Origin of the sequence: Leptospira ainlahdjerensis, assembly GCF_016919175.1 — a bacterium.
GTDB lineage: Bacteria > Spirochaetota > Leptospiria > Leptospirales > Leptospiraceae > Leptospira > Leptospira ainlahdjerensis.
In genome coordinates this window covers 41,090-67,194 of sequence record NZ_JAFFPU010000044.1, presented here as the reverse complement: position 1 = coordinate 67,194, position 26,105 = coordinate 41,090, and the positions used below count along the sequence as shown (strand labels likewise).

The following is a 26,105-nucleotide window of genomic DNA, read 5'->3' as shown; positions in this document are numbered from 1 at the left end:
TGTTGCAGCACCGATTCCAGATAGAGTTAAGGTTTTTTATCTTCAATCATTTATCTTAAATTGGGTCTTTTTTCACGGAAAAAGAATTCCAAACCCTCCTTTGTCGGACGTCCGACATCGGCTCTGTACTTAGTTGACAGGATGCTTAATTTTAAACATCTTCCCTTTGTGCATCCCTCCCTTTTCAATCTTTTGTTTTCGGAGAATTCTTCATCTTTGCTGAAAAAGGATGAATTCTCAAAGGCATTTGAGGACTGGATTCGGCTTTCGGGTGCGCTTTGCGGAGTTCTTACTTTTAGCTTTGATCAGGGAAAAAGTTTGGAAGAAGTTTCCGCCGTCGGTTATGGCGAAGACGGCTTTTTTTATTCTTTCTTATCTCGCTCTACGGGGAATCTCGAAATCTTAAACAGAGAAAATCTTCCGCTTTGGTTTTCTTCCGATGACCACGAACTTTTTGATCCTCGCTCTTCGGGTTGTTTGGTTGTCGGAATTCGCGGTGAAACTTTTTTGGACGGTTTTTTTCTGGCGGAGTTTTTGGAAAAACCTTCGGACTCGCTCCTTGTTCTTTGGGGTTTGGTCGCTCGAAAAATCTCCGAATCTTCTTCTCATTCTCTTTCGGATCTTTCCGTTTTGAAAGTTTCGTCTTCGGCTCCGATTCTTCGTCCCGAGTTCCCCCGAAAGGAAAACGTCGGTGAATTTTTAGCCGAAATTTGCGGGGTTACGACCATGCCGGATTGGCTCAGGAGAAGTTCTTGGGTCCGGATTTTGGGCGCTTCCGGAGCGGGAAAAAAGACGCTCGGAAAATGGATTCATCGGACCTTGAGTCCGGAGAAAGGAATTCTGGTTTTGGGTTTTTTGCCCGAGCAAATTTCGAAACTGGAGAAGTCTTTTGAAGAATGGTCTCGGATGACAAATTCCGGTACCATTTTGATCGAAGGGGCGCAGAAATTCTCCTCGGTTCAGCAGAAATTCTTCTTTAAAATTCTCTCCGGAGAATCCAGTCCGTTTCGTCTTATTTTTACGGAGGCGAGCGGGTCGGAACCCAACGAAATTTTTAGACCGTTCCGAGAATTTCTTCTCCAGAGAACGATTTCCGTTCCTGCATTTGCCGACCTAAATTCTTCGCAAAAAGAATCTCTGGTTCGGTTTCTCTTAGAGGAGCTCAAAGAATCTTTGGGGCGCGAAGATCTCCGGCTTTCGAAGTTGAATCTTGAGAAGATTCTCAGGATGGATTTTAACAACAATCTTTCCGGCTTGCGTAATCTTCTGGAAGAATCGATCTTGAGTTCCTCCGGTTCCGAGATCGGAATCCAGGAAAAAAAAGAAGGCAAAGATAGAATTTTTACTCTCCCGGACTCGGAAGATTTGGATCTCCGCCGGGCGGTCGAGGCCGTAGAAAGACAAAAAATTCTTCTGGCCCATAAATTGTTCGGAGGAAACCAGATCCGAATGGCGAAGGCCCTCGGAATTTCCCGGGGTTCTTTACAATACAAACTGAAACAGTTGGAGATAGGTTAAAAAGTGGATCTTGATTCTTTATATGAAGAGCGGAAAACTCCCGGTGGATTTTTAGTCAAAGTTCGTTTGGCGAAAATGACCTACGTTGTTTTTACCCAAAAAGGTCCCGAAGTTCCTCGAGGAGCCAAAAACAATTCGATTGTTGTGGCGGTTCCGAGGGTCGTTTTTTTAGGGTCGGAATTCAATCTGGCTCATTTTCGGTTGGGAGAATTGAGCTTTGTAAACGTTAAACAGGGAAAACTTGTAATTCCGTATCAGCATTCTAATTCCGGGAACGAGGTCCGAACGATTTTTCTAAGCTCGGGAAGCGACTGCGACGTCCTTCCGGTTGTCGTTTATCATTTTCAAAACAACGAAGATCTGATTCGTTCCAGAGATGAGGGCGTTGATATGCACCATCTGGTTCTGGATGAAACCTATCCGAGACAAGATTTGATCACGTTGAAGATTCGATTTCCGGCCCTCAATATGTTGATCGTTCGTAAAAAAGTGGCTCTTCACAAAGTTGCGGAAACGCCGGCGCCGGAGGGCACAAAAGGAAAAGAATCCGGAATCGTCGACTTCAACCGGGTGCGCGCCGCGGACATCATGGATTCTGGAAATCTCAATATTCATTCCGGAAACCCGGTCTTTTTGGCGAGGATTCATTTGAGAAGAATGGATCTGGAAAAAGTAAAACAGCTTCTCCTCGATTTTCAATTAAAGCCCGAAGAGGTTTCTTTCATTCGAACTTTTTTCTCGGTGATGATTCGAAATGAATTTGAAAAAGAGGAACTCAAACAAGTAAAACCCAAACTCCAAAGTTTGGATGAAGGCTTTCGTCTGGCGGAGTTGATTTTAGAAATGAAAGTTCCCGAGTTTGAAATCGAACTCGAGAAAAATTTCGGTCCGGAAATCGCAAGTATGTGTTACGCACTTTTGGAAAAAGAACAAGAGCGGGCCGAAGAAGAGGAAAAAGGAATCATTCTTTGGGAGTGGAAACTCCGGGTGAAACGCCTTTTTCGCAAAAGCGCCTGAGCAAAAAATCTCAAAAAAACTCCGAAAAAGGTGAAAAAAAGCTTCCTTTTTCCTGAAAAACGGGCAGATTATAGAAAATTGCTATGTTTTTCCGGTCTCAAATAAAAATTTTGGCACAAATCTTGCTTATCGGGTCCCTCGGGCTCGGGACGGCGGGAGCTTTGTCGGCTGAAGAAAACAAGACCGTTGGAGTTTCTGAAATTTCAGTTCATCAATCAGAAGTAGATCGGGTTCTTTCTTCTCCGATCTCCGGAAATATGAACTTGGATTTGGAAGAATCTTTTGTTACCAAGAAAAATCGGACTTCTCTTTTTTCGAAACGGAAAACTTCTGAAAAAAAAAGACAAGAATTCTTCTCTCCGAGTTTTTCCAAACTCGATTTCGAAAGTTTGAATTTGGCTTCTCAGGCTTGTTTTCCTTTTTCTCCTACAGGTTCTCATTTCGGTCGGAATTTTTTTCTTTCTTTGACGTTGGAAGTTCCGAGTTTCCATTCCGTTTCGAACCTTGATGGAGCGGCTTCGAGCTCTTCCTCGAAAAATAGATCTTGGGACAAAAACGAAAATGCAGCTTGGACCGGGATCGATTGTTTTCTTTTTGCGCCCTTGTTGAGTGCAGAGAAGAATTTTTGTTCTTCCGAAGAATTTCTTTTTCACTCCGTGACAAAAGGCCTCTGGCTCGACCAAAATTTTACCCCAATTGCAGGTTTTGATCCTGGTGAAAGGATGGGGAAAGTTACCTCGAATTTTCTCTTTGAAAGAAGTGAATATGGGAGGAAAGTCTGGGTGAGAGGAACCTCGGGATCCGCAGAGGGGTTAGGAAGGGAGAATGGAATGGGCTGTCCCGTTGCAAGCTCCTTGATGGAAATGGAGAAGAATCCGGGTTTCTCCCTTGCCAATAATTTACTCCTTAAAACGGAGAATGTAAGAGAGAATTCGCTGATCCCCAAGAGAACCTTATCTTCTGAAGGGAACGTAGGAACTCCTCAGATTGTCGGGGCTCATTCTTCCAATAAACAACAATTTTCATTCTTTACTTTCAAAAATTCTTCCTCCCATTCTCTGGTCGGATAAAATCTAAATTTGTTTGTTTTTCAGCCCGAGGTTGAAAATCTTTGTCTATGGCTTCCAAAGTGAAACGCTCTTCTTTTCAGAAATTGCTGAACGCAATGAAAAAGATGTCTCTCGAAGTAAACGACTACGAAATTTGTAAACGTCTTGAGACCATCATGATGACAAGCAAAGAAGACCTAAGCCAAGTCGTTGTAAAATCTCTCTTAGACAATCCTACCGACTTTGACCCAAAAACTCTCCCGGAACCGTATGGTCAGTATATCAGACATTTTGTATATATGGTCAAAAGAAACAGAAAGCAGGGGATCGATACGAATTTCGACGCGCCTTCGCACCCTAAGTCTTCCGAAAAACAGAACGGCGCCTCGCCGGAATCTGCAAAAACTTCCGTCAAGAAAGCTTCCTCCAAAAAAGTCGCAAAACGATAAAATCCCCCTGTGCTGCCCACAGGGCAGGAGTTCTAACCCCTAAGCGCCGGATATCGGGCGCTTTTCGCCTAAAAACCAATGAGAGGTGCCGCTTCTTGCGGGCAACTGATTACAGATGGTCGCTTCTGGATATGCCGGATGTCCGACATGCCTAAATTTAGGCGCTTGAAAAATATCGGCTTTCGCGAAGCCTTCAGGGGCGCCAGTGAAGAAAAGGAGTTAAGAGGTTCGGCGGAGCTCTATTTCTTATTATGTCGCCTCATCAGGGAGTGCCAATTTGTGGGCATAGGGCGGAAGGAGAATTCGATGCCTTTGCGAAAAATCCACCCCAATGGTCACAGCCAAGACCCTAAGAAGAAGGCTTTGTTTTTGCATTTTGCCGGGCTCTGGAATTTCCTTTCCTTATTCTGATGGCGGCCGGGCGCCATCAGAATAAGGCCCCTTTCGAGAAAGGCCATCCTTTTCGACGAATATTGGGCGGATGAATAGGGCCTTCCGGAAACGATGAACTTACAAAAATAGAAGAAAAAGCCCCAGCAAACAAATGCTTCAAGAGAGAGTTCTTTTGTAAAATAAGACATTTTGTCATGTGTAGGAAGAATTCCTGCCAATGCGAAGTTGTCAGGGAAAAGTGTTTTACGAATTTATCTCTTTTCTCAAGGATAGATGCGATATATGGCTGAAGTAATTAAACTAAGAGTTCGCTGCCACGCATGTTCTTCGATGATTGAGGGCTCGGCTAAATATGGAGCTGGACATTATGTCCCGGAAGGCGTAGATTTCGAATTTGTGGCAATCGGAAAGATTGAAACCCCGAAAGGGAAGCGTGTAAAAGCCGAGATTACCGCTTTTTGCCCAAATTGTGGCGTTAAAAATAAGTGGACTGTTTAGCAAAGGATGCTTACCATAAATAAGCATTAAAATTAGATTAAATATAATCCAATTTATGAAACATCGATTAAAATTAGGCACATGTCGTCTTCGGCTTTATCTTTTCCTCGAAATTCAGTTAAACTGCGTTCAATTCTTTCCAGGACGGTAGGAGGGCTTCTCTGTTCAGGGTTTGTTCCTTTGTCGATCAACCATCGGTAGAGCTGCCGATCTCCAAGCATTCTCTGATCGGGGCTATGGGTCTCCGGAAGTCCATCTGTAAAAATGGCGATCCTATCTTCTTCCTTTAGTTTTAGCTCTCTTTCCTTGTATTCCATCTTTCGAAAGATTCCCAGAATTTTTCCGCTCGGAGAAAGGAAGCGGAGATTGCTTTTCTTTTCATTGTGATTAAAAATAATCCCTTTATTGTGACCAGCATTGGCGTATTTTAAAATCTTTTTCTTTATGTTGATATAGAGGTAGATTCCAGTGATAAAATTATCGTTCAATTTGCCGTAAACGTCCTCGTTGAGCTTTCGAAGGAGCTTTCCGGGTCTTTCCCAGTAGGACTGATTCTTCTCAAAGCTGGATTTGAGAGTATTTAAAAAGAGAGCAGCCCCGATTCCGTGGCCGGAGATATCCGCGATAAAAACCCCGTATTCGGTGCCGGAAATCCGGCGGACGGTGTAGAAATCGCCTCCAACCGGGAGGACCGGTTTGTATAAAATTTCAATTCTTAACTTTTCCTCCGGGCCCGGGAGATCCGCATGGAGGGATTTTTTCTGAATTTTCTCGGCCTGTCGGAATTCCTTCTCTAAGTCGAGTTTTTCTTTGAGAACGTGTTCGTGTTCTATCTGCCGTGAATTGAGCAGTTGCTCCAATCGATTTGAGATAACCGTGTGCAGGGTTTGGATGAGAAAATCGGATTCGGACCCGAGAATTTCCGAAGAAACCAGATATTGGAGCCGATTTTCGGCGCTGATTTTTCTCAAAAGAAAAAATTGAAAATTCTTTCTTAAAAGAAGTTCAGCTTCGTAAATTTGGGCGAAGTTTAAGCCGGAACTTTCCGGCGATAGAATTCTTTGAATGACTTGTTCCGGGTTTCGATACGGAAACGGGCGTTCTTGCGCAAACGAATAGAGTTTCCAGCGGTAGATTTGAAACGTATCCACAACCCTCTGCAGGTTGAAATTCCAAGTTTTAGAAAGCCCTTGAAACCAGGATTCCATCAGAGATATACGGGAATAATCCCTTCCCGGGTGTGGATGGTGATAATTGCCCAATTCCTTGAGAATCGCGAGAATTTCCCTGTGGATGGGACTGAGATCGGGAAAGGATTCGTTTACAAACTCCGATCCCGAAAGAATTTTTTGAAGAGAATACACCATGTCTTCTCTTAGGGTTAAGAATAAATTTTGCCGAATCTCGAGACGATCCACCTCCGCCGATGGATTGGATTCTTTCCAACCCAAAAGTTTAATCTTGGATAAAAACATCTCCACTTCGAATCGTAGGTCTTCTGACATCGATTCCGGAATTTCGGCGACGGCGTTTTGAATCGATCGGATGATTTCGTTTGATAGATCTTTCAGATTCTTTTCTCCTCGGAATCCGCGCTGAATTGAAAAACGACTGGAGGATTTCGGTTTTATCCGAATCCTGGATTCGGACACACAATCTCTTTCAATGAATTTTACGACTCCACAGTACTTTCTTTTTTTTGCAATCGTTTGGTGTATCCGTTGGATTCTCTCTGCGATTTATCCCAAACACAACTCGTTTGTTCTCTTTTTTCTGCTCTTTGTGAGTTATCTTTTTTATCTCTCCTGGGATTATCGTTTTGGAATTTTGATTCTTTTTACAACGGTCCTGGATTATTCCGTGGGACGCGCTCTGGAGTCGCAGGAGAATTTTCGAAATCGAAAGATTCTCCTTGGGGTGTCCCTTTTCGGGAATCTATCGGTTCTCGGCTTTTTTAAATACTTTCACTTTTTTACGGATTCGTTTCGGATTCTTTTTTCGTCTTTGGGTTGGGAAGTCTCAGAACCTGCGTTGAGAGTCGTTTTACCGGTCGGGATTTCGTTTTATACGTTTCAGTCTTTGAGTTATTCGATCGACGTTTATCGAAAAGAAATTCCTTCCGAGAAAAATTTTCTTCACTACGCCCTTTTTCTTTCTTTTTTTCCCCAGCTGGTCGCGGGTCCGATCGTGTCAGCGAAAATCCTTTTGCCGGCACTACGTTCTCTTTTTAGCTGGGAGAAGATTCCGCTTCGAGAAGGAATTTGGCTGATCCTCGTGGGTTTTGTCAAAAAAGCCGTGATCGCCGATCGAATCTCGGTGATTTCCGATTTCGCTTATCAATATCCGGATCAAGTTTCGAGTTTTTTTGCCTGGTTGGGCGTTCTTTCCTATTCCGTGCAGATCTACTGTGATTTTTCCGGTTATTCGGACATTGCGATCGGATCGGCGCTTCTTTTGGGGATCCGTCTTCCGGATAACTTTCGTCTTCCTTATACCGCGGCCAGTTTTTCCGAGTTCTGGAGACGCTGGCATATTTCTCTTTCGGGTTGGCTGCGGGAATATCTCTACATTCCACTCGGGGGAAATCGAGTCGGTGCTTTGTTTACGCATCGAAATCTTTGGATCACGATGATTCTCGGAGGTCTTTGGCACGGACCGAGTTGGAATTTTGTGATCTGGGGTTTTTTGCACGGAGCGTTTTTGGTTTTGGAAAGGTTTATTCGGGATCATCTGCGTTTCCGTTGGTCGGAAGGCTCCGTGGCGAGAAAAACAATCAACTTAGTATATCAGATTTTTGTAATTTTAACGGTTTGTCTGATCTGGATTTTTTTTCGTTCCCGCAATCTCGAAACCTCTTTTGGAATTTTACAAAAGTTGTTCAGCTTCTCGGACGGAATTGAGCCGACATACACGATGCAGTCCCAATTCTTAACCATTTTTCTCACTTTGGTCTTTGCGACCTGGATCGGAAAAAAAGAAGAATCTTCCGGACTTTTTTCTCGGTTTCGCGAGAATCTTCACTGGTCCCTATTCGCTTTTTTGAGCGCGCTCGGTTTTATCGTCGGAGTCGTTCTTACGGTGGAAACAAAACCGTTTCTCTATTTCGTCTTCTGAAACGGTCGTTGGAGGGCTTCCCGGATTTTTGTTGAATCTTTGTAGAGAAAAATCGGAAACCCTTCGCAGTTCTCCTTTGTGGACGGAACTCCGTACACTTCCAAAACCCGATTCTCCTCCAATCCTTTTGTAAATACCGCGATGGTTCCTTTGTGATCTTTTAGATACCAATCCCGATTGGAAATCGTATGAGATCCTTCTAATGTTCCATAGGAGACGTGAAAAGCGGGGATTTTTTTTTCGGAAAAGACGAAAAGTTTTTTCGCCGTCCAAAAATCGGCGACCGCGAGTGAAATCGGCTCTTTTTCGGAAATTTTGTCCAAACACACCGTTTCCTGTGGTTCCCACTGGAAGAGTCGATTGAGGCGGTTTTCGAGTCCTTCCGGGGTTTTTTCGGCGGTTTTCCAAAGTAAAAGGAATAAAAGAAAAATCGCAAGTGTGAGATATCTTTTCGGGAAACCGGCGATCGAGATCAAAAAAAACGGCGCGAGGATTAAAGCCGGTGCCGCATAACGTAAGCTGTATTCGTCGATATAGGATCCGCTTGCGATCGGAGCGACGGTAAGAATCAAAAAAAAGAAGAACAGAAAGGCGGTGGTTTTACTTTTTCGTATTCTCGCGAGACCGAAAACAAGAGAAAGAAAAAGCAATAAGAATTGGATCGCCGGAATCGGAAAATTTTCCCTGAAGCCGGAAGATATCCAGATTTGTGCGTCGGTGAAAAATCGGAATCCGTCCCTTTGCGCCTGATTAAAGGCGACTAACGCGGGAATGTTTCCCGGTTTTTCGATGAATAAAAAAGATTTGAGGATCTTGTGAAGGATCAGACCTGCAATTCCCGCGAAAAAAAGAATCCTGGAGCTTTTTGGGAAAAAACGTTTCCAGTTTTTATCTGTTTCTTGCGGGTTCGAAAATAAAAAGCCGGCTAAAATTCCGGGAACAACGAGTTCTATCACGAGGATCCGATCGGAGGCGATTGTCAAAACGATCCAGACAAATAAAAATGCGGTTTGCCGCTTATCGAGTTTGTTCGGAAGAAGCGGCCAGACGTAGAGCGTCACGAGAAACGCACTCGCGTGTATCGAAGGAAGAAAAAGAATATAAAGAGTCGGGAAGTTGGGAGCTGCGAGTAGTAAAAACGAGACGAAGAGAAGAACCCAAGATTTGATTCTTCTCGAATCCTTTTTCGAAAGCAGATTGTGTTTTTTTTCTTCCCTCTGAAAGATCCAAAAACGTTCGAGCAACACCACGAACAAAATCGTCTGTAAGAATGCAAAACAGAGAAGGGCCTTTTGAGCGTTTCCAAAAAACATAAAAAGAACCGAAACGATCGGAAAGTCGGGGAAAAAATACGGAGAAGGTGTGAAGGACCAAGATAAAAAGTTGCCTCCGTCTCGAAACAGATCCAAGGCAAGAGCCGGCAAATAAAGAATATCCGAGTTTTGGTAGATTCCTTCCGGGCTCAAGGCCAGAGATACAAAGAGGGAAATAAAAAATAAAACTAGTGTGATTCCATACTTCAACATTCTCACCGAAAGGATTTATAGTTTCTCCGAAGGGTAAAGCTAAAAAAAGAAGTAATCCTGGACAAGCGGGGGCTCGTATCAAACCATTCTTTCTAAGATGAGTTATACGCCCGGAAAGAAACACCGGATTTTACTAGGAACGGGAATTTTATCTTTATTCGTTTTAGATTTTCTTTTTTTCCGTGTTTTGATCTGGAAGGTTCCGAATGAATCTCCTTGGAGTTCCAATCATTTCTACAACTTTCTCTACGAATACCATTCCCTTGTTGATAAACCGAAACGTCATCCTCGGGTTTTGATCATCGGTTCGAGTATTGCGCACTATTCTTTCGATCGAGAATCGTTTCAGGATGAAATTTTTAAACGAACGGGTAAACAAGTCGAAGTGGAATTCTTATCGTACGCGGGAATGACTCCTCTCGACGCTTGGCTCTGTAAAAAAAAGATCTCTGACCTGAAACCGGATTTCGTCGTTTTTCCGATCAACTTTATCGATTGGAGATTACATCGTGCGTATTCTCTGGATCCTTCGAGCAAAAACGAAACGATCTCTTCCGAGATTTTAACCTTGGACGCGTTGAATTTTTTCGAAGCGCCCCAATCTCGATTTATCTTTCCTCTTGAAACCGCGAAGGAATTTTTTTCAGTTCTCGGTTTTGCGCGAACTGCCGAATACATCAGCGCGTATCTTTTCGGCTTTTACAGATACAAGGATATTTTTTGGAAGAATCTTCGATCTCTCTACGATCATCGTTACGGAAGAAACACGAGTTATCACGGTTACAACGGGGTCCAGATTCCGGAAAGGGTGACGTCCCTCGGTTGGACCGGTAAAAAATTCTCATTCGTGTTGACTCCAAAGATGAAGAAGGAAGGTTTTTTGGTTCAGATCGTTCCCGAAATTCTCCGCGCCGGACCGGTGAAAATCACATTCCAAAATAAGAATGGAGTTCAATCGTTTACGTTTGTGGACTCCGGTTGGAAAAAAATCACTTTTGACCGCAGGTTCGCGGCGGAATCGGGGGATTTGTCGATCACGGCTGAAATATCGAACACCTGGACTCCGTTTTACGCTGAGGGGGAAAACAAGGATTGGAATTACGATTTGTTAGGAGTCCGCCTTCAGCAAACCTTCGGAGCCGACGTTCCTCGGAACGGAATGCAATACACGAGGGAAGAACGTCTGGAAGACCTTCGATATTTAAACATGAGCGATTTAGAATATTCTAAATATTTTGAATTCCGTTTATTAGACGACTATTCACTGAGACCAGGCATCGGTTATTTGATCGCACTTCGGGACGCCAAACATCGAATCGCCGAAGAAAAGTTCGTCCCGGTGCTTCATTTCGAATATTTGCAAAAATTGACGGCTTTTTTAAGAGAAAAAAGAATTCCACTCTGGATCATCAATAACCCGGAGAATCCGATCAGCTTACGTTGGTATGCAAATTCACCTTGGTATCAAGGGCATCTTGAATTCTTAAAAAATCTTTCCGGAAATGGAGTCGTTTTTAGCGATTTGAAACATTCTCTTCGTATGCAGGACTTCAGTGATTATCATCATTTTACTTATCCGGGGATGATTAAAATGAGTTCGATTTATGCAGAAGAATTCGTCCAAATTTCTGAAAGACAGGGTGATAAACCTGTAAAACCTTGATAAACAAGCCGTACGCGGCGAATTTTATAAGTTGAGAGGGCGGGTTTCACCGTTTAAATAAAATATGAGCAGGGTCAAAGTTGCCGTTTTAGGCGCCACCGGTTCCGTAGGTCAGCGATTCATTCAATTGCTGGAAAATCATCCGTACTTTGAGGTAACACACCTCTGCGCTTCCGAGAACAGCGCCGGTAAAACGTACGGCGATGTAATGAAGAAGAGATGGAAAATCTCCTCCGATATCCCTGCTTATGCTAAGAATATTGTCATCACAACTCCCGATCCCGAAAAAACAAAGGGTGTCGCATTAGCATTTTCCGGTTTGGACGCGAGTATCGCCGGCGAAGTGGAAAGTGCGTATGCAACTGCGGGCGTTCATATCATCTCCAATTCTAAAAATCATAGAATGGATCCGATCGTTCCGATTCTTTCCGCGGAAGTGAACGCTTCTCATCTCGATGTCCTTTCTTCGCAAAAGACAAAAGGGAAGATCATCACAAATTCGAATTGTACGATCATGGGAGTGACCATTTCTCTCAAGCCCTTGTATGATCTTTTTGGAATCGAGTCCGTTATGCTTTTTTCCATGCAAGCCATCTCCGGCGCGGGTTATCCCGGTGTTCCAACGATGGACATTTTAGGAAACGTGGTTCCTCATATCGGAGGTGAGGAAGAAAAAGCCGAGATCGAACCTCTGAAATGTCTTGGAAAAGTGGAAAACGGCAAGATCGTTCATGCCGATTTTCCGATCTCGGCGCATTGCAATCGGGTTCCCGTTTTCGACGGACATACCGTTTGTGTTTCGGTCAAATTCAAAAAGAAACCTTCCCGAGAAGAAATCCTCTCGGCTTGGAAAAATTTTTCCGGAGAACCTCAGAAGTTAGGGCTTCCTTTGGCTCCGAATCCTCCGATTCTTTACAGAGACGAGGAGGACCGACCTCAGCCTAGACTGGATCTGGAGACCGGACGGGGGATGACTACGGTTATCGGACGTTTGAGACCGGATCCGATCTTTGATTGGAAATATGTCGTCTTGAGTCATAACACGATTCGAGGCGCTGCCGGCGCTGCATTATTAAATGCAGAACTTCTTTACAAAAAAAATTTCCTTGGATGATACTGTCATTCGATGTTGGAACCTCAAGCCCCTGAACTAAAAGTCGCAGATTATAATACTGCATTGCAGCTGACTCAATCGCTTGAGTCGAGGGGCGATTTCCAATACAAAGGAATTCACAAACTTTTGCTAGTCATCGGCGATTGGACGGATAAATTCGTTGCGAACAAAATTCTTCCGAACGCCGATCAACTTGCTCGAGAGATGAACATTGAAAAAGAGAAGATCAATCAATATCTCCGAGAACTTTCCACGAAATACAATCCTCCGATCATAAAAAAAATCTGTATGGTGGATTTTAATCCCACCGGAGACGCTTCGGACGGGAAGATTGATTCTTATCTTCGCCTCAATCCGGTTTTTGCAAGACCGCAGGCGGCGGATGCTTCTACGAGTCATCGTTATGTGGACGGAGCGAATTCTACTACGTTTTCTTCCATTCAACGTTGGGCAAAAGAGAAGCGAATCTTCCCCGGAAAGGAAGAGTTTATCAAACGAATTCATGCCGCGATCTTGGAAAACAAACTCACGGATACTTACGCTTCCACCGAAATCGGAAGTCTTTTCAACGATCCCTTGGACGTTACACCGGGTTTAAAACAAATTACCGTAAATATCCATCTCAAACCCGTGCTGAAAAAACTCGTGGAACAGAAGACCTTATTCTTCTTACGAAACGAGAATGCTCTCAATCCCGGAAATAGATCCGTTTTTTACTATAACGTGCAGGATGAAATTCTCGCGAGAATCGAAGCCTACAAAACCTTTTTGAAGGATCGGCTTGTACCCGAACTTCAGAAAATCGGTGCGATCTCCTTGACTTCGGAAGAACAGGAAAACACACGCGCGCTAGTCAATGCGATTATGCCTTATCTCAGCCCTGCTTACGGCGATCAAAAGACTGCGATGGAAGAGTTGTTGGCTCTCATTCACTTTGAGGAAGAAGATAAGGAAAAAAAAGAAAAAGAAGAAAAGAAAGTAAAGTTGGCGGAGATTTTGGATTATATCAAGTCCGCAAACCGCCTTGTCGATCTGAATTTCCTTCGCTTTCGAGGTCAGCAGATCGAAGAAGATATCCGTAACCTTGTGGCCAATCATGAACAGATTTTGCACACCGAGTTTGCGGATAAGAATGCGCTTTATACCTATGTTCTGCATAAACTTTCGATTTCCGGCGCGATTGAGGCCGCGAGAAAGGTTTTTTCGGCGACCGGAAACGACAGCGAGATCAGAATCCTGGATCGAATGAAGATCAGGGATTTTATCGATAATCGGGACCTGGTCGCGACCTTTGATAAAATCGAGATCTCCAGTCTTTTTAAATATCTTCCTTTTTTCACGCGCCTCTGGAGAAATATTTTCGGAAACGCCACCGTTCACAAATACGAGGCCGAGCAGATTCGAGCTCATAACGCCGTCGAACTCAACAAACGTGTGACGGAAGCGAGAACTAAGAAGATTCAAGAGGACGCGAGTAAACTCGCGGAAAAAAGGGTTAAGGAGAAGGAAGCCAAGGAGCAGGCTGAGAAGAGCGTCCGTAAACAGGGTTCTTCTCAGAATAAAGACGATAAGGTTCCTTTCTCGGGGAGCGCTTCCAAAGAAATCGACCCTCTCAATGCGAAACTTCTGGAAAGGGTTTTGGATGTGTTGGACGACTATTGGTCCAATCGCCAATATCCGGATCGAAACATTCTTCTTTATGAAATGGAAGGGGAAATCAATGAAGAAGGGTTGATCTCCTTCCTCAAAAAGTTTGGGAAGAACGAGATCTTCTCCTTTATGGTCCGGAATCAGGAGGAAAGATATACGTTTCCGATTCTTGTAACCAAAAGATATCTGAAGAAGAACGGAAAGGACTTAATGGAAAAGGCTTCGACCATTATCAACGAACAGAAGGATGCGAGTATGCCGGACCAGGATCTTTTTGACTTTTGTATTTCCCTCGATGATTTTCTGAAGAAAACACTACCTAAAATCTGATTCCCGATTGTCCAAAGCCCCGCTCTCCCGAATAAAGGTACTACATGAAGAGCGAATCCTCTGTTTTTAGAAAAACCAAAATAATCTGTACCATTGGACCTGCGACTGCAGAGAAAAAAATGATTCAAGCGTTGGCGGAAGCCGGAATGAACGTGGCGCGATTGAACATGTCTCACGGAAATCACGAGTTTCACAAGAACATCATCCGAAACATCAAGGCGCTCAATAAGGACGTTCTTAAAAACCCGATAGCAATCCTTCTCGATACACAGGGCCCTGAAATTCGGACGGGCGATCTTCAAGTGGATCATTTGGATCTCAAGGTCGGGGAAACATTCACCTTTCATATCATTCCAGGAGCGGAGTCAGAGGAACAATCCGTATTCGTAAATTATAAGGATATCGTCAAGGACCTCAAGATCGGAGATCCCGTGACCGTTGACAACGGTTTGATCAATCTTGTAGTAGAAGAAATTAACGATTTTGCTCTCAAGTGTAAGGTGTTAGACGGAGGAAAACTCGGTTCTAGAAAACACATCAATCTTCCTGGAATTCGTGTAAATCTTCCTTCGATTACGCCTAAGGATCATAAGGACATACTTTTCGGTCTGGAAGAAGACGTGGATTTTATCGCTCTCTCATTTGTTCGTTCCGTGGAAGACATCAATCAACTGAAAAAGATCATAGACGATAACAAAGGTCACGCTCAGATCATCGCGAAGATCGAAGATCAAGAGGCGGTCCGAAACATGAAGGAAATTGTTGCGGCTTCGGACGGGGTAATGGTCGCGAGAGGCGACTTGGGTGTAGAGGTTCCGATCGAAGAATTGCCGATTCTACAAAGAGCCATCATCAAAGAATGCGCTCTTCGCGGAAAGAGAGTGATCGTCGCGACTCATCTTTTGGAATCTATGATCAACAATCCGTCCCCGACAAGGGCCGAAGTTACGGACGTTGCAAACGCGGTATATGAAGAAGCCGATGCGATCATGCTTTCGGGTGAAACCGCCGCGGGAAAGTTTCCGGTTCGTTGTGTCGAAATGATGGACAAGATCGCACAACGTGTTGAAAGAACCGGAGGAGTAGACTACGTTCGCGAAAAAATTCCTCAAGACAAAAAGGAACAGATGGCGAAATCCGCTTCGGAACTTGCGGATTCTCTCAAATGTCCCGCGATCATCGTAATTACAAGAAGAGGGACTACGGCTCTGAACGTGGCCGGTTTTCATCCTCATTATCCTTTGATCTATGCGTTTACAAACATGACGACCGTAAGAAGGAAGCTTTGGCTTACAAGAGGAGTGATTCCGTATCGAATCGATTTTTCCAGAGATCCCGAGAAGACGATTCGTCTTGCGATCGAAACCTTAAAAAAGGCAGGAAGAATCGAAGACGGGGAGCAAGTTGTGATTCTTTCCGATATTATCGCGGGAGAGGATCGGGTAGAAACGATTCAGATACGGGAAGTGAAAACGTATCCCGCGATTGACGCTGAGATCGTTTCGAAGTAAACATTTCGCTTCGGATTTTGAAAGAGAATTTTTTAAAACCTTGCCGGATAAAAAAAATTCGGGCAAGGTTTTTGAGGGCTTTTTAAGTTCCGGAATAGGTGGAATACGCTTTTTCTAATTTTTTATCTTTTAGACTTTTAGGATCGATTCGGATATGAATGTGACCTTCTCCAATTTCAGAATGAAAGATGAGAATGTCATTTTCTTCGGCTGAATCGTCTTTTTGGGATTTTTCCGTTATGTTTTCATCCTCGTCGTCCTCATCTTCGTAATCGTCAAAGTCGAATCCTTCTTCGTCCTCACCCTGCCAAAAAAGGGGTCTTCCAAAAATTCGAAAACTAGGGCTCCAGGTTGCGAGATCGGCCTTGAAAATTTTCTTGAGTTGATCCGACAAATCTTGAGGAATCAACTTTGCGATCGTTCTGTAATCGTAAGCGTCGCCAGCAACGTAGAAGATAAAATTCGGTTTAAAGCTTAATTGATAAGCGACATCGCGGTATTCTTCCAGATAGTATTTCGCTTCGGGAAGAGTTTTAGCGTCCGGATAATCGATTATCTTTAGGTCGCTCATCGGACCGTCGTGATATTTTACGATAAATTCTCCTTCTATATTATCGAAAAAATATAGAATTCCCTGATCCGGGAAGACGTTTTCAATATCATATTTTTTGAATTCGGCAATGTTGAGTTGAACCAAGAAGTAAGTTGCTTTGGGCCAAAAGTTCGCGTTCGGCAGGTGCGGAAGTCCTTTCATTTTGGAAGAGCCAAGAGGAATATCTTCTTCCGAAATTTCTTTCTCATCTATTTCGATAAAGTAACTTAAAGACTTAGAAAGAATTTCCGGAGTCACTTTTTCATCGTCTTCCAAATAAACGGAAGACGAGCCGTTGTAATAGGTTCCTTCGGCGGGGATTTCGTCTAACAATCCTTTCGGATACGGATATTCTAAAACCAGTTTTTTTGCTTTTTGAAGGGGATTGACCATGGGTTCCTTTCTTTTGTTGAATTTCGATTTCCGGATGAAGAATCTTTTTTGCAAGAAGACTCTTTTCTCGGAACACAACAAACAACAAAGATAACGAAGGTGTGTTGATCTTTTTTTGAAGGCCTACGAAAAGACCTACGGAGATATCCTTCAAAAATTAGGAAGGTAAAATTAATCATTCCCTTTGCTCGAGTTTCCATAGAATACGTTTCAAAAGCGTAACTTGCTTCTAAATTTTCGAAGGGAATTTATTTGCCGCATATTCTTATCGGAACTCTTGCATTGGAGCTCTTCGGGCAAGCTCAAAATCAACTCGAAGCCTACTCCAAGGTTTAGTTTTGGTTGCGCTTCACCGGATTGTACGTTCATTCCTTCGATTCCTAAAGAATGATACGATTCCATTTTGATTGGAATTTTATCGGAAGACATGTCTGAATTGATAAAAGAAAATGTCAGAGGCAAAATAAGAGTTTGTCCCAACGCTAATTAAGAGCGATTCTATTTAGAATTAGAGTGAAAACGATTTTCAGCCTTTGGATTGTATTCTTTTGAACGAAAGGTTTTCTATTTTGCCATAAAGGCCCGCCGAGGTTATTACCGGAAAAATTTATTAAAAAAGAAGAAGGTCATGTTATTGTTCAAGCGCCTTCTGTGGGATATCCAATCGGATTTATGCAAGGCGTTTTTATGGGGATATTGGAAATGTTCAAGGTGAAAAACGGCTCCGTCACGATCTTGAAAGCGGAACCGGTTTGTGAATACGAAATCAAATGGTAAGACAAAGGCGATGAAAGCGGGTTTTTTATTTTATCCAAGAATATTCTTTGATCGAGATAAAATCTGGACTACCATTGTGAAAAAAACTGTAATTGTCTTTATATACAATCAGTCTCTTTGGAACCCGGGCTGATTATTCTTTTTCTTCGCTTCCCCCCAAACAAGCGCGCTTCTTCTTTTGATTTTTTCCCACGATGAGATCGGGATAAGCAGGAACAATTCTCAACTGAAAGTCCTTGTTGCTTTCTTTTTTCGATCGTTGGGGAAATCGATTGTTATAAAGTTTAAGAAGGATATTCGGAGAAGGTCTTTTACTTTCAGAAAGGGAAATGGGCTCTTACGTTAATTGAAATCAATCTTCGGAAGATACGTTATCAGGAACCTTTAGGAAAGATTGTAAGAATTCTCCCATTCCCAGTTTTTCCAGTGCCTCTACGATCATTCCTGTGTAATTGATGGAAGACTGAAATTTTTCAAATTCAAGTCGAACCCTGAGTTTTTGTATGTGGAGGTATAACTTCAATTCTTCCATACTCATCTCCGACGGATCTTTTCCAAGAAATCGGTCGCTTCCTTCGAATGGATTGAGGTCGGGAAATTCTTTCATGATCGATTCTTAATTTTCAGAGACGAAGCCGCAAGCCAAAGAAAGGTCAAGGAAAGTAAAAAACTGACTCCGCCGGTTCCGAGACTGGATAATAGAATATCGCCGCCCGTAATCCTCAATAAGAAAAAGAAAAGAGCGCCCAAAAAAGAAATGGCACCGATTCCAAGAAAGAAAAGACCTAATTTTAAAAAGATGTAGGCTTGGATCCCGGCCTGAAACCTTCTGAGGAGGTATTTCTGTCCGTAGAGGAGAAGGGTCTGGAAGTATTCCAGGATTGAATCTACAAGAGAGAGGAAATGGGATTTGAGATCGTTTCCTCTTTTCGTATATTCGTTGTCATACGATTCCGAAGTGAAATCTGTTTTTCTTTTTTTTGCCATCGTGTCCGGTTTTATTATTTTCTACGGATCATCATCCCGATGAGAAGTCCGATTCCGAGCCCTACGCCGAGTCCGATCAGAGTCGCTTTTTGAGGGTTCTCTTTGATATAGGTTCCGGTTTCGTCAATAATTTGTTTAGCTTTTTCGGAAGTATCGCCCGAGATCTGTTTGATTTTCTCTTTCAGATCGGAGACGTGCTCCAAGTATTCTTCGCGTGCTTTACCGGTAATTCGTTTTGCTTTATCTTTGAGTGATTCTACTTCTTCATTGAAATCTTCCGCTCTGGATGTCATGGATGATTCCTCCCGGATTCTTTTTCTAAGTTTTGTATCTGTGGAATCAACTACTTTCGTTCTTTTGGGGGCAGGTTTTTCTCTCGAATTTTAGGGTCTAATAGGAAGTATGGAAGAATCCACTGAACCCTATTTTCCGGTTCCTTTGGATGAAAAGTAGAATGTCCTGAATTTTCGACCCAAGAGTGATAAGTCGGAAGTCGATAAGAGTCAGGAGATTCTCATGTGAAATTTATTTTTGCCGGAAAGAATCAGAATAATATCAGGACATAAGTATGAATTGGATCAGCAAACTGGTTCGTCTCAGAAGACGTCAAAAACAAAGGATCTTCAATAAGGCCTATCGCCAGGCTTTGAAATTGATGAAGAAAGAATTTAAGGCGGAAAGAGAACGCCATCTTCAAGCAGAGAAAGAATTAGAGAAATATTACAGAAAAGACGTTGATACCGAGGCTAAAAAAACTCGAAAGAAAATCCAAGAATTGGACAATTTCAAACTCTTGTTAGAGAGAAGAGAAATGGAACTCGATTCGAAGATCGCATTTTTGAATGAACAACTTCAGAAGATCGAAGAACTCAAAGCGAGAATGGACGGCGCCGTCAACTTGATGGCGAGGGCCGGTTCCCTTTCGAACGGTGCGGTGGACGATGCAGAAAAGATCAAGCAGACCCTCAAAAAGGTTTTTTAAGTTTTTATGAATCCATCCGAGCTGGAAAGGATCAAAGATAGGATTCCATCCGGCTGGGAGATTGTTTTTCGAGAAGAAATTCCTTTCTTGGAGAAAACTTTCCGCTTTAATTCTTATAGATCCGGCTTTGAATTCGTAATCGCGTTAGCCGTAACTGCGGAGAAGATGAATCATCATCCGGATCTCACTTTGCGTTACGATAACGTAACGGTCGTAGTTACCACACATTCTAAAAAAAAACTTACCGATCTGGACTTCTCTTTTGCCGAAAAAGCGGAAGAAATTTTCGCGGGTAGGATTTAGAGACGGGATTTGTAAACGTTTGTAAGCTGGGGAGTTCCCACACCTTAGGGGAGCCTCCTTCAATAGTGGAATCGAAAACTTCGTTTCGGGGTTTTTAGAGGGAGTCGTTTCTGACACTTGATAGCCTTGCACAAGATGTGGGAGTTCCTATGAATTCTTTCCTTAAAAGACGGCTTATAAACTTTTCAACAGTCTTATCGGAGTGCATTTGCATTGGAGTTCCTACCTATTTTTAGGTTTATTGATCGGAATTTAGGACCCTATCGCTTTGGCATAATTAGTTGTCTGGATCTTAAAAAATCCGTCGTAGTTTACGACGCTCTTCCTGCTCAAATTTTCGGGCGGAGGGGCGAAAGGCGAAAAATTCCGGAAATTTTCTTCAATCGCAAAATTCTAATTTTGGAAGCCTAAATCTCCGTGTAGGAACTCCTATAAAATTTCTCTCGTCGGGACAATTCTCGTTGCACCCCTCTCAACTTGTGGTTAAGGTTATACGGTTTTGGGAAAGTTTTTTTGAAAAACAAGTGGAGAGGCAAGTGCGTATCTTCTCGAAAAACGTTTTCGGAATCGCCAGTTTGAGTTGGTAAGGCTGGGGAGATTCTACAAGCTGAGTTTTATTTTGCGGTTGGATGTGTTTTTTTCAGAGATCATTTTTCGAAACATGGCGTTCTGTCCCCAATATTCTCCTGCGAACATTACTATTCTGTGGTACGTCATACTTTTTTCTCAAGTCGAACTTCTATTTTTTAGCAGAATCACGTTTAATTTTGGAAAAAGGGAATCGAGCCTTTCTTTGGAGTAAATGTAAAATAAGGACAAACTTAGATTGATCTTTCGAAGTCATCTTCAGAAAAAGAATTCAATAAACAAAGTTGCGAGTATTCGAAAAGTTATCTAAAAATCTTTCTTTATACGGGGTTTTCTCACGTTCCTTCAAAGAGAGTTTTTTAATAACGGTTCATAGCCTTTGTCAGTTTATAAAAAATGAATACATTATGAATCATATGCTTGCTGTGTTCTGGGGAAAATGTGAATTGGGTTTGGCTCAAATTCAAGACGTTTCGTTATTTTATTCTTAGAAAAATCGAGGAAAGTGATGAGTTTGTAATAATTATGGAAGGTAGGAGTTCCTGAGTTCAGAATTCCCGAGATAGAATTTCCAATTCCAATCTCATCTAACCAGAGGAGGTAGTTAAAAAGAAAACAACGAGATACTCCGTGAGCCTGCGCAAGAGTCCCAAGGAGAAGCCAATTCTTTGTTTGAATTCTCGCATTGATTCTTTGCATTTTTTCTTTTCCTGTATTTGCTTGGTAAAGAGTTTTTCCTGCTTTCTTGTTAAGACGCTTTGTGGAGGCTATATATTTCCCGTATTTCTTTAAAAGATAAGGGAGCTTCTTTGGAAGATTCTTTCGCGCATTTTCATTGAGCCGAATTAAATTTTTCTTTGGCACAAGAAAGGTTACGACGTCGGATGAATTTTCTTTCAAGGAAGAATGGATTTCAAAATCGGATTTTAAGAATATTGTCCTCATACTCTTATTCGGTTCCTGGAAATTCTCTTGAGGGTTTTGTTTTCGGAAAAAAAACGCCTCTGAATTTATTTTCTTAATTTTTTTTGGGCGGGAATGATTTATCGGTGAAATTATCCTTTGGAGAGGGGTGAAAAGGTAGTCTTTTGGGGAGATTTCGAAGAATTTGGATTTTTATTTTCCTCCGGAGACTTTTCTCAAAAGTGGGAGTTCCCACATTTTTTTTCTTTTGGGTTCCATACTCTTTCTTACGATTTCAAAATTGAGAAATGCAAATTTCATGATATCTTAAACTTAGTATGGAGGGCCTAAATTTATAAATTCGAAGAGGTTTATTATTTTGTTTTCAAACAAAAAAGCCCGGATTTTCTCAATCTGGGCTTTTTTGAGCCCCGCACTTTTTTCGTGGGAACTCCTAATAGAGAGAGCTTTTACTGAGTGAACTTAGTCCGGGATCACGATGTTGTCGTAATTATCAGTGAAACGGTAACCAATTCCCCAAATTGTTTCTATCCATTCGGGTTGCGCTGAATTTTTTTCAAGTTTGGATCGAATTCTCTTAACGTGAGAATCGATCATTCTCTCGAAGCCGTCCCATTCCATTCCCCAGACCGCTTCGAGAATCATCTCCCGAGAAAAAACTTTTCCTGGAGAAGCTGCCATTAGTTGTAGGATGTCAAACTCCTTCCGAGAAATATTCACGATATTGTCTTTTAGAGTGACTCTCCTACGAACGGGATCAATTTTGAGAGAACCACGGACAATTTCTCCGCTCGCCCCTACGTTCGGTTTGATCCCTGCTTTTTTATCCCATCTCCTAAAAAAAACATCCACTCTTGTTTTGAGTTCTCGAACCGAAAAAGGCTTTGTGATGTAATCATCTGCACCCAATTCGAGTCCCATGATTCTATCAATTTCTTCATTCCTTGCCGTAACTATGAAGATCGGAGTATTTTCGTCGTTCCTCCTCACGGTTCTGCAAACTTCGATTCCATCTATGTCGGGAAGAGAGAGATCAAGGATAACCATGTCGGGATGGTTTGCTTTATAGAATTTAAGACCTTCTTCTCCGCTTGTTTGGAGAGTCGTTGAATAGTGCGCCGAATCCAAGGATTTGCGAATTAAATTTCCAATATCCGGATCGTCCTCAATCACTAAAATTGTTTTCATTATCAAGCCCCCGAGAGAGATTAGAGGATAAATTTACCTTATCTGCAACAGATAAAACGGATGAAATGTTAATAAAGGAAAATTTTTTATCCGACACATTTTTACCAGATTCTTATCCGATTTTATATTTTAAGAATCTATGAATCGATCCTAAAGCATGATAAAACTGTGAATTGTGTTAAATTGCAATTAAAACGACTTAAAAATTAAAACTGTGTGCTAAAAATCATGAATGCATATACAAGCAACCCTCTTACCTGGGCCATTCTTTCCGTAAACGAAGACGGTCTCAATTCGGAAGACGTAACGAGACAATTGGATCTAAAGCCGGATTTCAGTACCCCGAGAATGGCGACGGATAAGGAAGGGAACCCTCTCGGCTTTGGGCATTGGCAACTTCATTCTACCGTGAACGCGGATTCTCCTTTGGAAGATCATATTCTTCAGATTCTGGAGAAAGTTCTTCCCTCTCGCCAGAAGGTAAAAGAATTCGCAAATAAACACGATCTTTGTCTCTATGTTTCCGTGGAATTTGCGGATCATTCTCTGGGAGAAACTAAGATTTCTTCGAAACTTCTTCTTCTTTTGGGAAGCCTGGGAATTCAGTTGATTTTTCAACCTTGGAAGAGGGAAGAAAAGAAAAGGCGCTCAGAAGATTAGAAGAGAACGATCCATTCTATAGAATTGGATGAGCTTTTTAAAAGAAGGACTTGCGCCTGTCAAGACGAGAGTTCTGTTTTTCAATCTAAGGTCCAGGGCGAAGGAGAGAATTTTCATTGCAACTGGAAGGGGAAGAACTTTGACCCCGCTGAGATTGATTTTTACATGAAGACTGGACTGATAGAAGACAAGAGCTAGGATGGATTTTAATTCGTCAAAGGAAGACTCGTCAAAGGAAGCTGTGAGAGGTACCACTTCCGTAGATTGTCGGTTCTTTCGAATTTCAAAGTGCTGATATCTTTGAATCGGTTCCATTTTGTAATTCTGGATTTTTCCAGAGAGATCTTGGTGTGAGAGTTCCCACAGAAAAAAGTTCTAAAGGTCATTTCTTTCTTATTTTAGAAGGAAATCAAGGGGAAAACTAAAAGTCAGATGAACGAGTTGAGTCATGAAATATTGATCCGAAGAGCGAAATTCCTATCCGTAATCAGGAATTTTTTTGAAGAAAGAGATTATCTGGAGATGGACACTCCCTGTCTCAAATCCATTCCATCCATGGAACCGTATTTGGATCCTTTTTTGGTTCATTCTCCCTCTCGAAAAGAGAGGGGTTATTTGATTACGTCTCCTGAATATTCCTTAAAAGAGATTCTCTCAAAAGGATTGGAGAAAATTTATGAAATCACACATACGTTTCGTTCGGGGGAAGAAGGAAGCCCTTTTCATAGCGCAGAATTTTTGATGTTGGAGTTCTATACGGTTGGAATGAGGCTTGAAGGTTTGATCGACTTCTGCACCGAGCTCTTGGAAACCTTGGATTCAAAATTTCAATCTTTCGGTTTTCAAAAAAATGCCATCCGAAAAATAACCGTCGAAGAAGCTCTCAGAGAATATGCTGGTTGTGGGATCTCACACGAAGAACTAAACAGGGTGATCAAAGATCGAAAACTCACGGGGAATCCGGATGAAAAAAGAACCTACGAAGATTCCTTTTTTCTTATATTCCTAAATCTTGTGGAAAAACAACTCCCAGAAGGGCGTTTTACCTTTCTCTTTCAATACCCCCCGGAGCTTGCGGCTCTCTCTCAGATCGAAAACGGTTTTGCGAGAAGATTTGAGCTCTATTTCGGAAATTTAGAATTGGGAAATGCGTTTCAAGAACTGACTGATCCGGAAGAACAACTCTCCCGTTTTCGTTCTGAGCAGGACCTTCGGAAATATTTGGGAAAGGAAATCTTTCCGATCGATTCCGGAATGGAACGGGCCTTGAGAGAAGGAATCCCGAATTCTTGTGGGATCTCCATCGGCCTAGATCGGCTCTTTCTCTCCATCCTTGGGGGGGCCTCCTTACGGGAAACGAGCCCTTATTACGGAAAGTTCTGAAGGACAAAAGTTCAACAATTCGAGTTCAGAGTTCGATATTATACTATAGATTCTCTTTAGAAAGTGTATTCTTTTATAGGATGATTCAGAATCCAATGGAAAAGTAGGAACTCCTTCTTTTAAAAGGATTCTCCGGAAATTCTGAGATAGAAAAAGAATTCGAATCGTCCCCTTAACGCTTTTGAGAGAGAAAAGAACAAATGGAAAGAGACTAAAAACTTTGGTTGCAGGGAATGAATTCTTCCCTAAATCTTGGTGCGGCGGGGATCATGGCGAAAAAAGAAAACTACTACGTAACTATCAAAGGTAGAAAATACGACCGAGAGCTCATTCAACTCGCGGAAGAATTTACTTCGGGCAAACGTGACGGTAGAATTTCGGTTAACGACGCAAAACAGCTCTTAAAAGCGGTCAAAGATAATAACAGTTATACGGACATAGAAAAACATACGATCGAACATATTCGTGAGAATTACAAATTTACGGAGAAGGCAGACGAGTGGTTCCGGAGCGAAATTCGTAAATGGGCCTCAAAACGAGTTCAAGACGCAAAGAAGAAGGGAGAAAAGAACCTCACTCTCAATGTCCCCGAAGAAGAATCTCCCGAGGCGAGTTTTCCTGAGAGCTGGGGGGATGATGTGGGAACTCCCCAGGAACCACCGATCAGAGAATACACGAATTATATTCCGACTCCTTCCGCAAAACCTCATCTCAAAAAGGATAAAACGGTTCCGATTCTTATCTTCCTTTCGGGGCTTCTGATTCTTCTTGGATTGATCTATTTTTTCTGGACCCTTTTCTCTTCCGAGAAAAAACAAAGACCTCTCGACGTCTCCAAACCCGTTGAAGAGAAAGTTTCTCCGAAAAAGGATGTGGGAACTCCCAAAGAAGAAAAAGATCTGACTTCAAAGGAGAGGAACCTCGAATCCGAAAAAAAATCTTCGTTTTCCTGGTTTGGGAAAGAGGATCCGGAAGCGTTTTCTTCCAATCCAAAATTCAAAATGATCGAGACCAGCCCGATCCGTTTTGAAAAAAACAGCATCCAGGTTCATAAGGAATCGAGACCAAGTCTCAATCAGCTTTCAAGATGGATGAAAGAAGATTCTAAAATTCGAGTGAAGATCATAGGGCATACTTCTCTCGAAGGAACGGAACCGGTGAATCAAAAAGTTTCGGTTCTTCGAGCCGAAATGGTTCGGGATTATCTTGTAGGAAACGGGATTTCCCCGGATCGATTTGAGATCATTCCTAAGGGGGCGAGCGTCCCGATCGGGGATAATTCCAAGGAAGAAGGAAAGGAAAAAAACAGAAGGGTTGAGCTTAGAATTCGGAACTGATCTTTTTTTGTAAGAGATCCTACACGAGGAGAATTTTCTGGGGAAGGATCGACTTCTTCTACATTCAAAAAATCGGATTCTCCAGGGATCGAAAAGTTTTCAGTCCCAGATGAGAAGCCTTTCCTCTTCGATTCTAAAAAATCCCCTTTGCGTGGGAAC

26 protein-coding genes are annotated in these 26,105 nt (G+C 42.4%); 17 read left to right on the top strand and 9 right to left on the bottom strand.

What is annotated here, in order from left to right:
- The first annotated feature begins 141 nt into the window (after positions 1 to 141).
- The 6 genes from JWG45_RS12770 to JWG45_RS12745 all read left to right on the top strand — a co-directional run bounded on the left by JWG45_RS12770 (position 142) and on the right by JWG45_RS12745 (position 4,924).
- Complete coding sequence (locus tag JWG45_RS12770) at positions 142 to 1,518, top strand: helix-turn-helix domain-containing protein (protein WP_205280073.1); 1,377 nt, start codon at positions 142 to 144, stop codon at positions 1,516 to 1,518.
- A gap of 3 nt (positions 1,519 to 1,521) precedes the next feature.
- Complete coding sequence (locus JWG45_RS12765) at positions 1,522 to 2,535, top strand: hypothetical protein (RefSeq protein WP_205280072.1); 1,014 nt, start codon at positions 1,522 to 1,524, stop codon at positions 2,533 to 2,535.
- Positions 2,536 to 2,645: 110 nt separating this feature from the next.
- Positions 2,646 to 3,605, top strand: coding sequence for a hypothetical protein (locus JWG45_RS12760; protein ID WP_205280071.1), 960 nt, complete (start codon positions 2,646 to 2,648; stop codon positions 3,603 to 3,605).
- Positions 3,606 to 3,652: 47 nt separating this feature from the next.
- Positions 3,653 to 4,033 carry a phosphatidylinositol phospholipase gene (locus JWG45_RS12755; protein WP_205280070.1) on the top strand — a complete coding sequence of 127 codons (381 nt, stop codon included), beginning with the start codon at positions 3,653 to 3,655 and terminating at the stop codon, positions 4,031 to 4,033.
- Between the two features lie 147 nt (positions 4,034 to 4,180).
- A complete protein-coding gene (locus tag JWG45_RS12750; RefSeq protein WP_205280069.1) occupies positions 4,181 to 4,444 on the top strand; it encodes a hypothetical protein in 264 nt (87 codons plus the stop codon).
- 264 nt (positions 4,445 to 4,708) lie between these two features.
- The gene (locus JWG45_RS12745) at positions 4,709 to 4,924 is read left to right on the top strand and encodes a hypothetical protein (protein ID WP_205280068.1); all 216 of its coding nucleotides are present in this window, start codon (positions 4,709 to 4,711) and stop codon (positions 4,922 to 4,924) included.
- Between the two features lie 53 nt (positions 4,925 to 4,977).
- Here the strand turns inward: JWG45_RS12745 and JWG45_RS12740 are convergent, their stop codons facing one another.
- Positions 4,978 to 6,576 carry a PP2C family protein-serine/threonine phosphatase gene (locus JWG45_RS12740; RefSeq protein WP_205280067.1) on the bottom strand — a complete coding sequence of 533 codons (1,599 nt, stop codon included), beginning with the start codon at positions 6,574 to 6,576 and terminating at the stop codon, positions 4,978 to 4,980.
- Positions 6,577 to 6,589: 13 nt separating this feature from the next.
- On the opposite strand from JWG45_RS12740, the gene JWG45_RS12735 reads away from it, so the two are divergent.
- Entirely contained in the window at positions 6,590 to 8,038 is a 1,449-nt protein-coding gene (locus JWG45_RS12735; protein WP_205280066.1) for an MBOAT family O-acyltransferase, read from the top strand.
- Here JWG45_RS12735 and JWG45_RS12730 read toward each other — a convergent pair.
- A complete protein-coding gene (locus JWG45_RS12730; protein WP_205280065.1) occupies positions 8,023 to 9,564 on the bottom strand; it encodes a hypothetical protein in 1,542 nt (513 codons plus the stop codon). The genes JWG45_RS12735 and JWG45_RS12730 overlap by 16 nt on opposite strands.
- Before the next feature lie 97 nt (positions 9,565 to 9,661).
- On the opposite strand from JWG45_RS12730, the gene JWG45_RS12725 reads away from it, so the two are divergent.
- From JWG45_RS12725 to pyk, 4 genes are all read left to right on the top strand, one after another.
- Entirely contained in the window at positions 9,662 to 11,227 is a 1,566-nt protein-coding gene (locus JWG45_RS12725) for a hypothetical protein (protein WP_205280064.1), read from the top strand.
- A 64-nt stretch (positions 11,228 to 11,291) separates the two neighbouring features.
- Positions 11,292 to 12,341, top strand: coding sequence for an aspartate-semialdehyde dehydrogenase (gene asd / locus JWG45_RS12720; RefSeq protein ID WP_205280063.1), 1,050 nt, complete (start codon positions 11,292 to 11,294; stop codon positions 12,339 to 12,341).
- 12 nt (positions 12,342 to 12,353) lie between these two features.
- The gene (locus tag JWG45_RS12715) at positions 12,354 to 14,321 is read left to right on the top strand and encodes a hypothetical protein (protein WP_205280062.1); all 1,968 of its coding nucleotides are present in this window, start codon (positions 12,354 to 12,356) and stop codon (positions 14,319 to 14,321) included.
- A 44-nt stretch (positions 14,322 to 14,365) separates the two neighbouring features.
- Positions 14,366 to 15,832, top strand: coding sequence for a pyruvate kinase (gene pyk, locus JWG45_RS12710; RefSeq protein WP_205280061.1), 1,467 nt, complete (start codon positions 14,366 to 14,368; stop codon positions 15,830 to 15,832).
- A gap of 82 nt (positions 15,833 to 15,914) precedes the next feature.
- Here pyk and JWG45_RS12705 read toward each other — a convergent pair whose 3' ends face one another.
- Positions 15,915 to 16,817 (bottom strand): DUF1963 domain-containing protein, encoded by a 903-nt coding sequence (locus tag JWG45_RS12705; RefSeq protein WP_205280060.1) that lies wholly within the window; start codon positions 16,815 to 16,817, stop codon positions 15,915 to 15,917.
- Between the two features lie 754 nt (positions 16,818 to 17,571).
- Here JWG45_RS12705 and JWG45_RS12700 point away from each other — a divergent pair.
- Complete coding sequence (locus tag JWG45_RS12700; RefSeq protein ID WP_205280059.1) at positions 17,572 to 17,727, top strand: hypothetical protein; 156 nt, start codon at positions 17,572 to 17,574, stop codon at positions 17,725 to 17,727.
- Positions 17,728 to 17,946: 219 nt separating this feature from the next.
- Here JWG45_RS12700 and JWG45_RS12695 read toward each other — a convergent pair whose 3' ends face one another.
- The 3 genes from JWG45_RS12695 to JWG45_RS12685 are packed head-to-tail and all read right to left on the bottom strand — an operon-like array spanning position 17,947 to position 18,874.
- The gene (locus JWG45_RS12695) at positions 17,947 to 18,201 is read right to left on the bottom strand and encodes a hypothetical protein (RefSeq protein ID WP_205280058.1); all 255 of its coding nucleotides are present in this window, start codon (positions 18,199 to 18,201) and stop codon (positions 17,947 to 17,949) included.
- Positions 18,198 to 18,581, bottom strand: coding sequence for an LBF_4227 family protein (locus JWG45_RS12690; RefSeq protein WP_205280057.1), 384 nt, complete (start codon positions 18,579 to 18,581; stop codon positions 18,198 to 18,200). The genes JWG45_RS12695 and JWG45_RS12690 overlap by 4 nt, the downstream gene beginning before the upstream one ends.
- Before the next feature lie 14 nt (positions 18,582 to 18,595).
- Entirely contained in the window at positions 18,596 to 18,874 is a 279-nt protein-coding gene (locus JWG45_RS12685) for a DUF883 family protein (RefSeq protein ID WP_118969407.1), read from the bottom strand.
- 275 nt (positions 18,875 to 19,149) lie between these two features.
- Here JWG45_RS12685 and JWG45_RS12680 point away from each other — a divergent pair, with 275 nt between their 5' ends.
- A complete protein-coding gene (locus JWG45_RS12680; protein WP_118969623.1) occupies positions 19,150 to 19,563 on the top strand; it encodes a hypothetical protein in 414 nt (137 codons plus the stop codon).
- A 6-nt stretch (positions 19,564 to 19,569) separates the two neighbouring features.
- Complete coding sequence (locus JWG45_RS12675) at positions 19,570 to 19,866, top strand: 4a-hydroxytetrahydrobiopterin dehydratase (protein WP_205280056.1); 297 nt, start codon at positions 19,570 to 19,572, stop codon at positions 19,864 to 19,866.
- A 993-nt stretch (positions 19,867 to 20,859) separates the two neighbouring features.
- Here the strand turns inward: JWG45_RS12675 and JWG45_RS12670 are convergent.
- Together JWG45_RS12670 and JWG45_RS12665 are read right to left on the bottom strand one after the other, a co-directional pair.
- Entirely contained in the window at positions 20,860 to 21,399 is a 540-nt protein-coding gene (locus tag JWG45_RS12670) for a DUF1564 domain-containing protein (RefSeq protein ID WP_205280055.1), read from the bottom strand.
- A 441-nt stretch (positions 21,400 to 21,840) separates the two neighbouring features.
- Positions 21,841 to 22,566 carry a response regulator transcription factor gene (locus tag JWG45_RS12665; RefSeq protein WP_205280054.1) on the bottom strand — a complete coding sequence of 242 codons (726 nt, stop codon included), beginning with the start codon at positions 22,564 to 22,566 and terminating at the stop codon, positions 21,841 to 21,843.
- Between the two features lie 228 nt (positions 22,567 to 22,794).
- On the opposite strand from JWG45_RS12665, the gene JWG45_RS12660 reads away from it, so the two are divergent.
- Complete coding sequence (locus tag JWG45_RS12660) at positions 22,795 to 23,226, top strand: DUF4279 domain-containing protein (protein ID WP_205280053.1); 432 nt, start codon at positions 22,795 to 22,797, stop codon at positions 23,224 to 23,226.
- Here JWG45_RS12660 and JWG45_RS12655 read toward each other — a convergent pair.
- Complete coding sequence (locus JWG45_RS12655) at positions 23,215 to 23,541, bottom strand: anti-sigma factor antagonist (RefSeq protein ID WP_205280052.1); 327 nt, start codon at positions 23,539 to 23,541, stop codon at positions 23,215 to 23,217. The two genes, JWG45_RS12660 and JWG45_RS12655, sit on opposite strands and share 12 nt — an antisense overlap.
- Before the next feature lie 117 nt (positions 23,542 to 23,658).
- Here JWG45_RS12655 and epmA point away from each other — a divergent pair, with 117 nt between their 5' ends.
- Together epmA and JWG45_RS12645 are read left to right on the top strand one after the other, a co-directional pair.
- The gene (gene epmA / locus JWG45_RS12650; protein ID WP_205280051.1) at positions 23,659 to 24,609 is read left to right on the top strand and encodes an EF-P lysine aminoacylase EpmA; all 951 of its coding nucleotides are present in this window, start codon (positions 23,659 to 23,661) and stop codon (positions 24,607 to 24,609) included.
- Positions 24,610 to 24,833: 224 nt separating this feature from the next.
- Positions 24,834 to 25,946 carry an OmpA family protein gene (locus JWG45_RS12645; RefSeq protein WP_408611631.1) on the top strand — a complete coding sequence of 371 codons (1,113 nt, stop codon included), beginning with the start codon at positions 24,834 to 24,836 and terminating at the stop codon, positions 25,944 to 25,946.
- The last annotated feature ends 159 nt before the right edge of the window (positions 25,947 to 26,105 follow it).

Bases quoted from the DNA above. Each gene is read 5' to 3' on its own strand.
- JWG45_RS12770 (WP_205280073.1), top strand. From the start codon at position 142: ATGCTTAATTTTAAACATCTTCCCTTTGTGCATCCCTCCCTTTTCAAT.
- JWG45_RS12755 (WP_205280070.1), top strand. From the start codon at position 3,653: ATGGCTTCCAAAGTGAAACGCTCTTCTTTTCAGAAATTGCTGAACGCA.
- JWG45_RS12750 (WP_205280069.1), top strand. From the start codon at position 4,181: ATGCCTAAATTTAGGCGCTTGAAAAATATCGGCTTTCGCGAAGCCTTC.
- JWG45_RS12745 (WP_205280068.1), top strand. From the start codon at position 4,709: ATGGCTGAAGTAATTAAACTAAGAGTTCGCTGCCACGCATGTTCTTCG.
- JWG45_RS12735 (WP_205280066.1), top strand. From the start codon at position 6,590: ATGAATTTTACGACTCCACAGTACTTTCTTTTTTTTGCAATCGTTTGG.
- JWG45_RS12730 (WP_205280065.1), bottom strand. From the start codon at position 9,564: ATGTTGAAGTATGGAATCACACTAGTTTTATTTTTTATTTCCCTCTTT.
- JWG45_RS12725 (WP_205280064.1), top strand. From the start codon at position 9,662: ATGAGTTATACGCCCGGAAAGAAACACCGGATTTTACTAGGAACGGGA.
- asd (WP_205280063.1), top strand. From the start codon at position 11,292: ATGAGCAGGGTCAAAGTTGCCGTTTTAGGCGCCACCGGTTCCGTAGGT.
- JWG45_RS12715 (WP_205280062.1), top strand. From the start codon at position 12,354: ATGTTGGAACCTCAAGCCCCTGAACTAAAAGTCGCAGATTATAATACT.
- pyk (WP_205280061.1), top strand. From the start codon at position 14,366: ATGAAGAGCGAATCCTCTGTTTTTAGAAAAACCAAAATAATCTGTACC.
- JWG45_RS12705 (WP_205280060.1), bottom strand. From the start codon at position 16,817: ATGGTCAATCCCCTTCAAAAAGCAAAAAAACTGGTTTTAGAATATCCG.
- JWG45_RS12695 (WP_205280058.1), bottom strand. From the start codon at position 18,201: ATGAAAGAATTTCCCGACCTCAATCCATTCGAAGGAAGCGACCGATTT.
- JWG45_RS12690 (WP_205280057.1), bottom strand. From the start codon at position 18,581: ATGGCAAAAAAAAGAAAAACAGATTTCACTTCGGAATCGTATGACAAC.
- JWG45_RS12685 (WP_118969407.1), bottom strand. From the start codon at position 18,874: ATGACATCCAGAGCGGAAGATTTCAATGAAGAAGTAGAATCACTCAAA.
- JWG45_RS12680 (WP_118969623.1), top strand. From the start codon at position 19,150: ATGAATTGGATCAGCAAACTGGTTCGTCTCAGAAGACGTCAAAAACAA.
- JWG45_RS12675 (WP_205280056.1), top strand. From the start codon at position 19,570: ATGAATCCATCCGAGCTGGAAAGGATCAAAGATAGGATTCCATCCGGC.
- JWG45_RS12670 (WP_205280055.1), bottom strand. From the start codon at position 21,399: ATGAGGACAATATTCTTAAAATCCGATTTTGAAATCCATTCTTCCTTG.
- JWG45_RS12665 (WP_205280054.1), bottom strand. From the start codon at position 22,566: ATGAAAACAATTTTAGTGATTGAGGACGATCCGGATATTGGAAATTTA.
- JWG45_RS12660 (WP_205280053.1), top strand. From the start codon at position 22,795: ATGAATGCATATACAAGCAACCCTCTTACCTGGGCCATTCTTTCCGTA.
- JWG45_RS12655 (WP_205280052.1), bottom strand. From the start codon at position 23,541: ATGGAACCGATTCAAAGATATCAGCACTTTGAAATTCGAAAGAACCGA.
- epmA (WP_205280051.1), top strand. From the start codon at position 23,659: ATGAACGAGTTGAGTCATGAAATATTGATCCGAAGAGCGAAATTCCTA.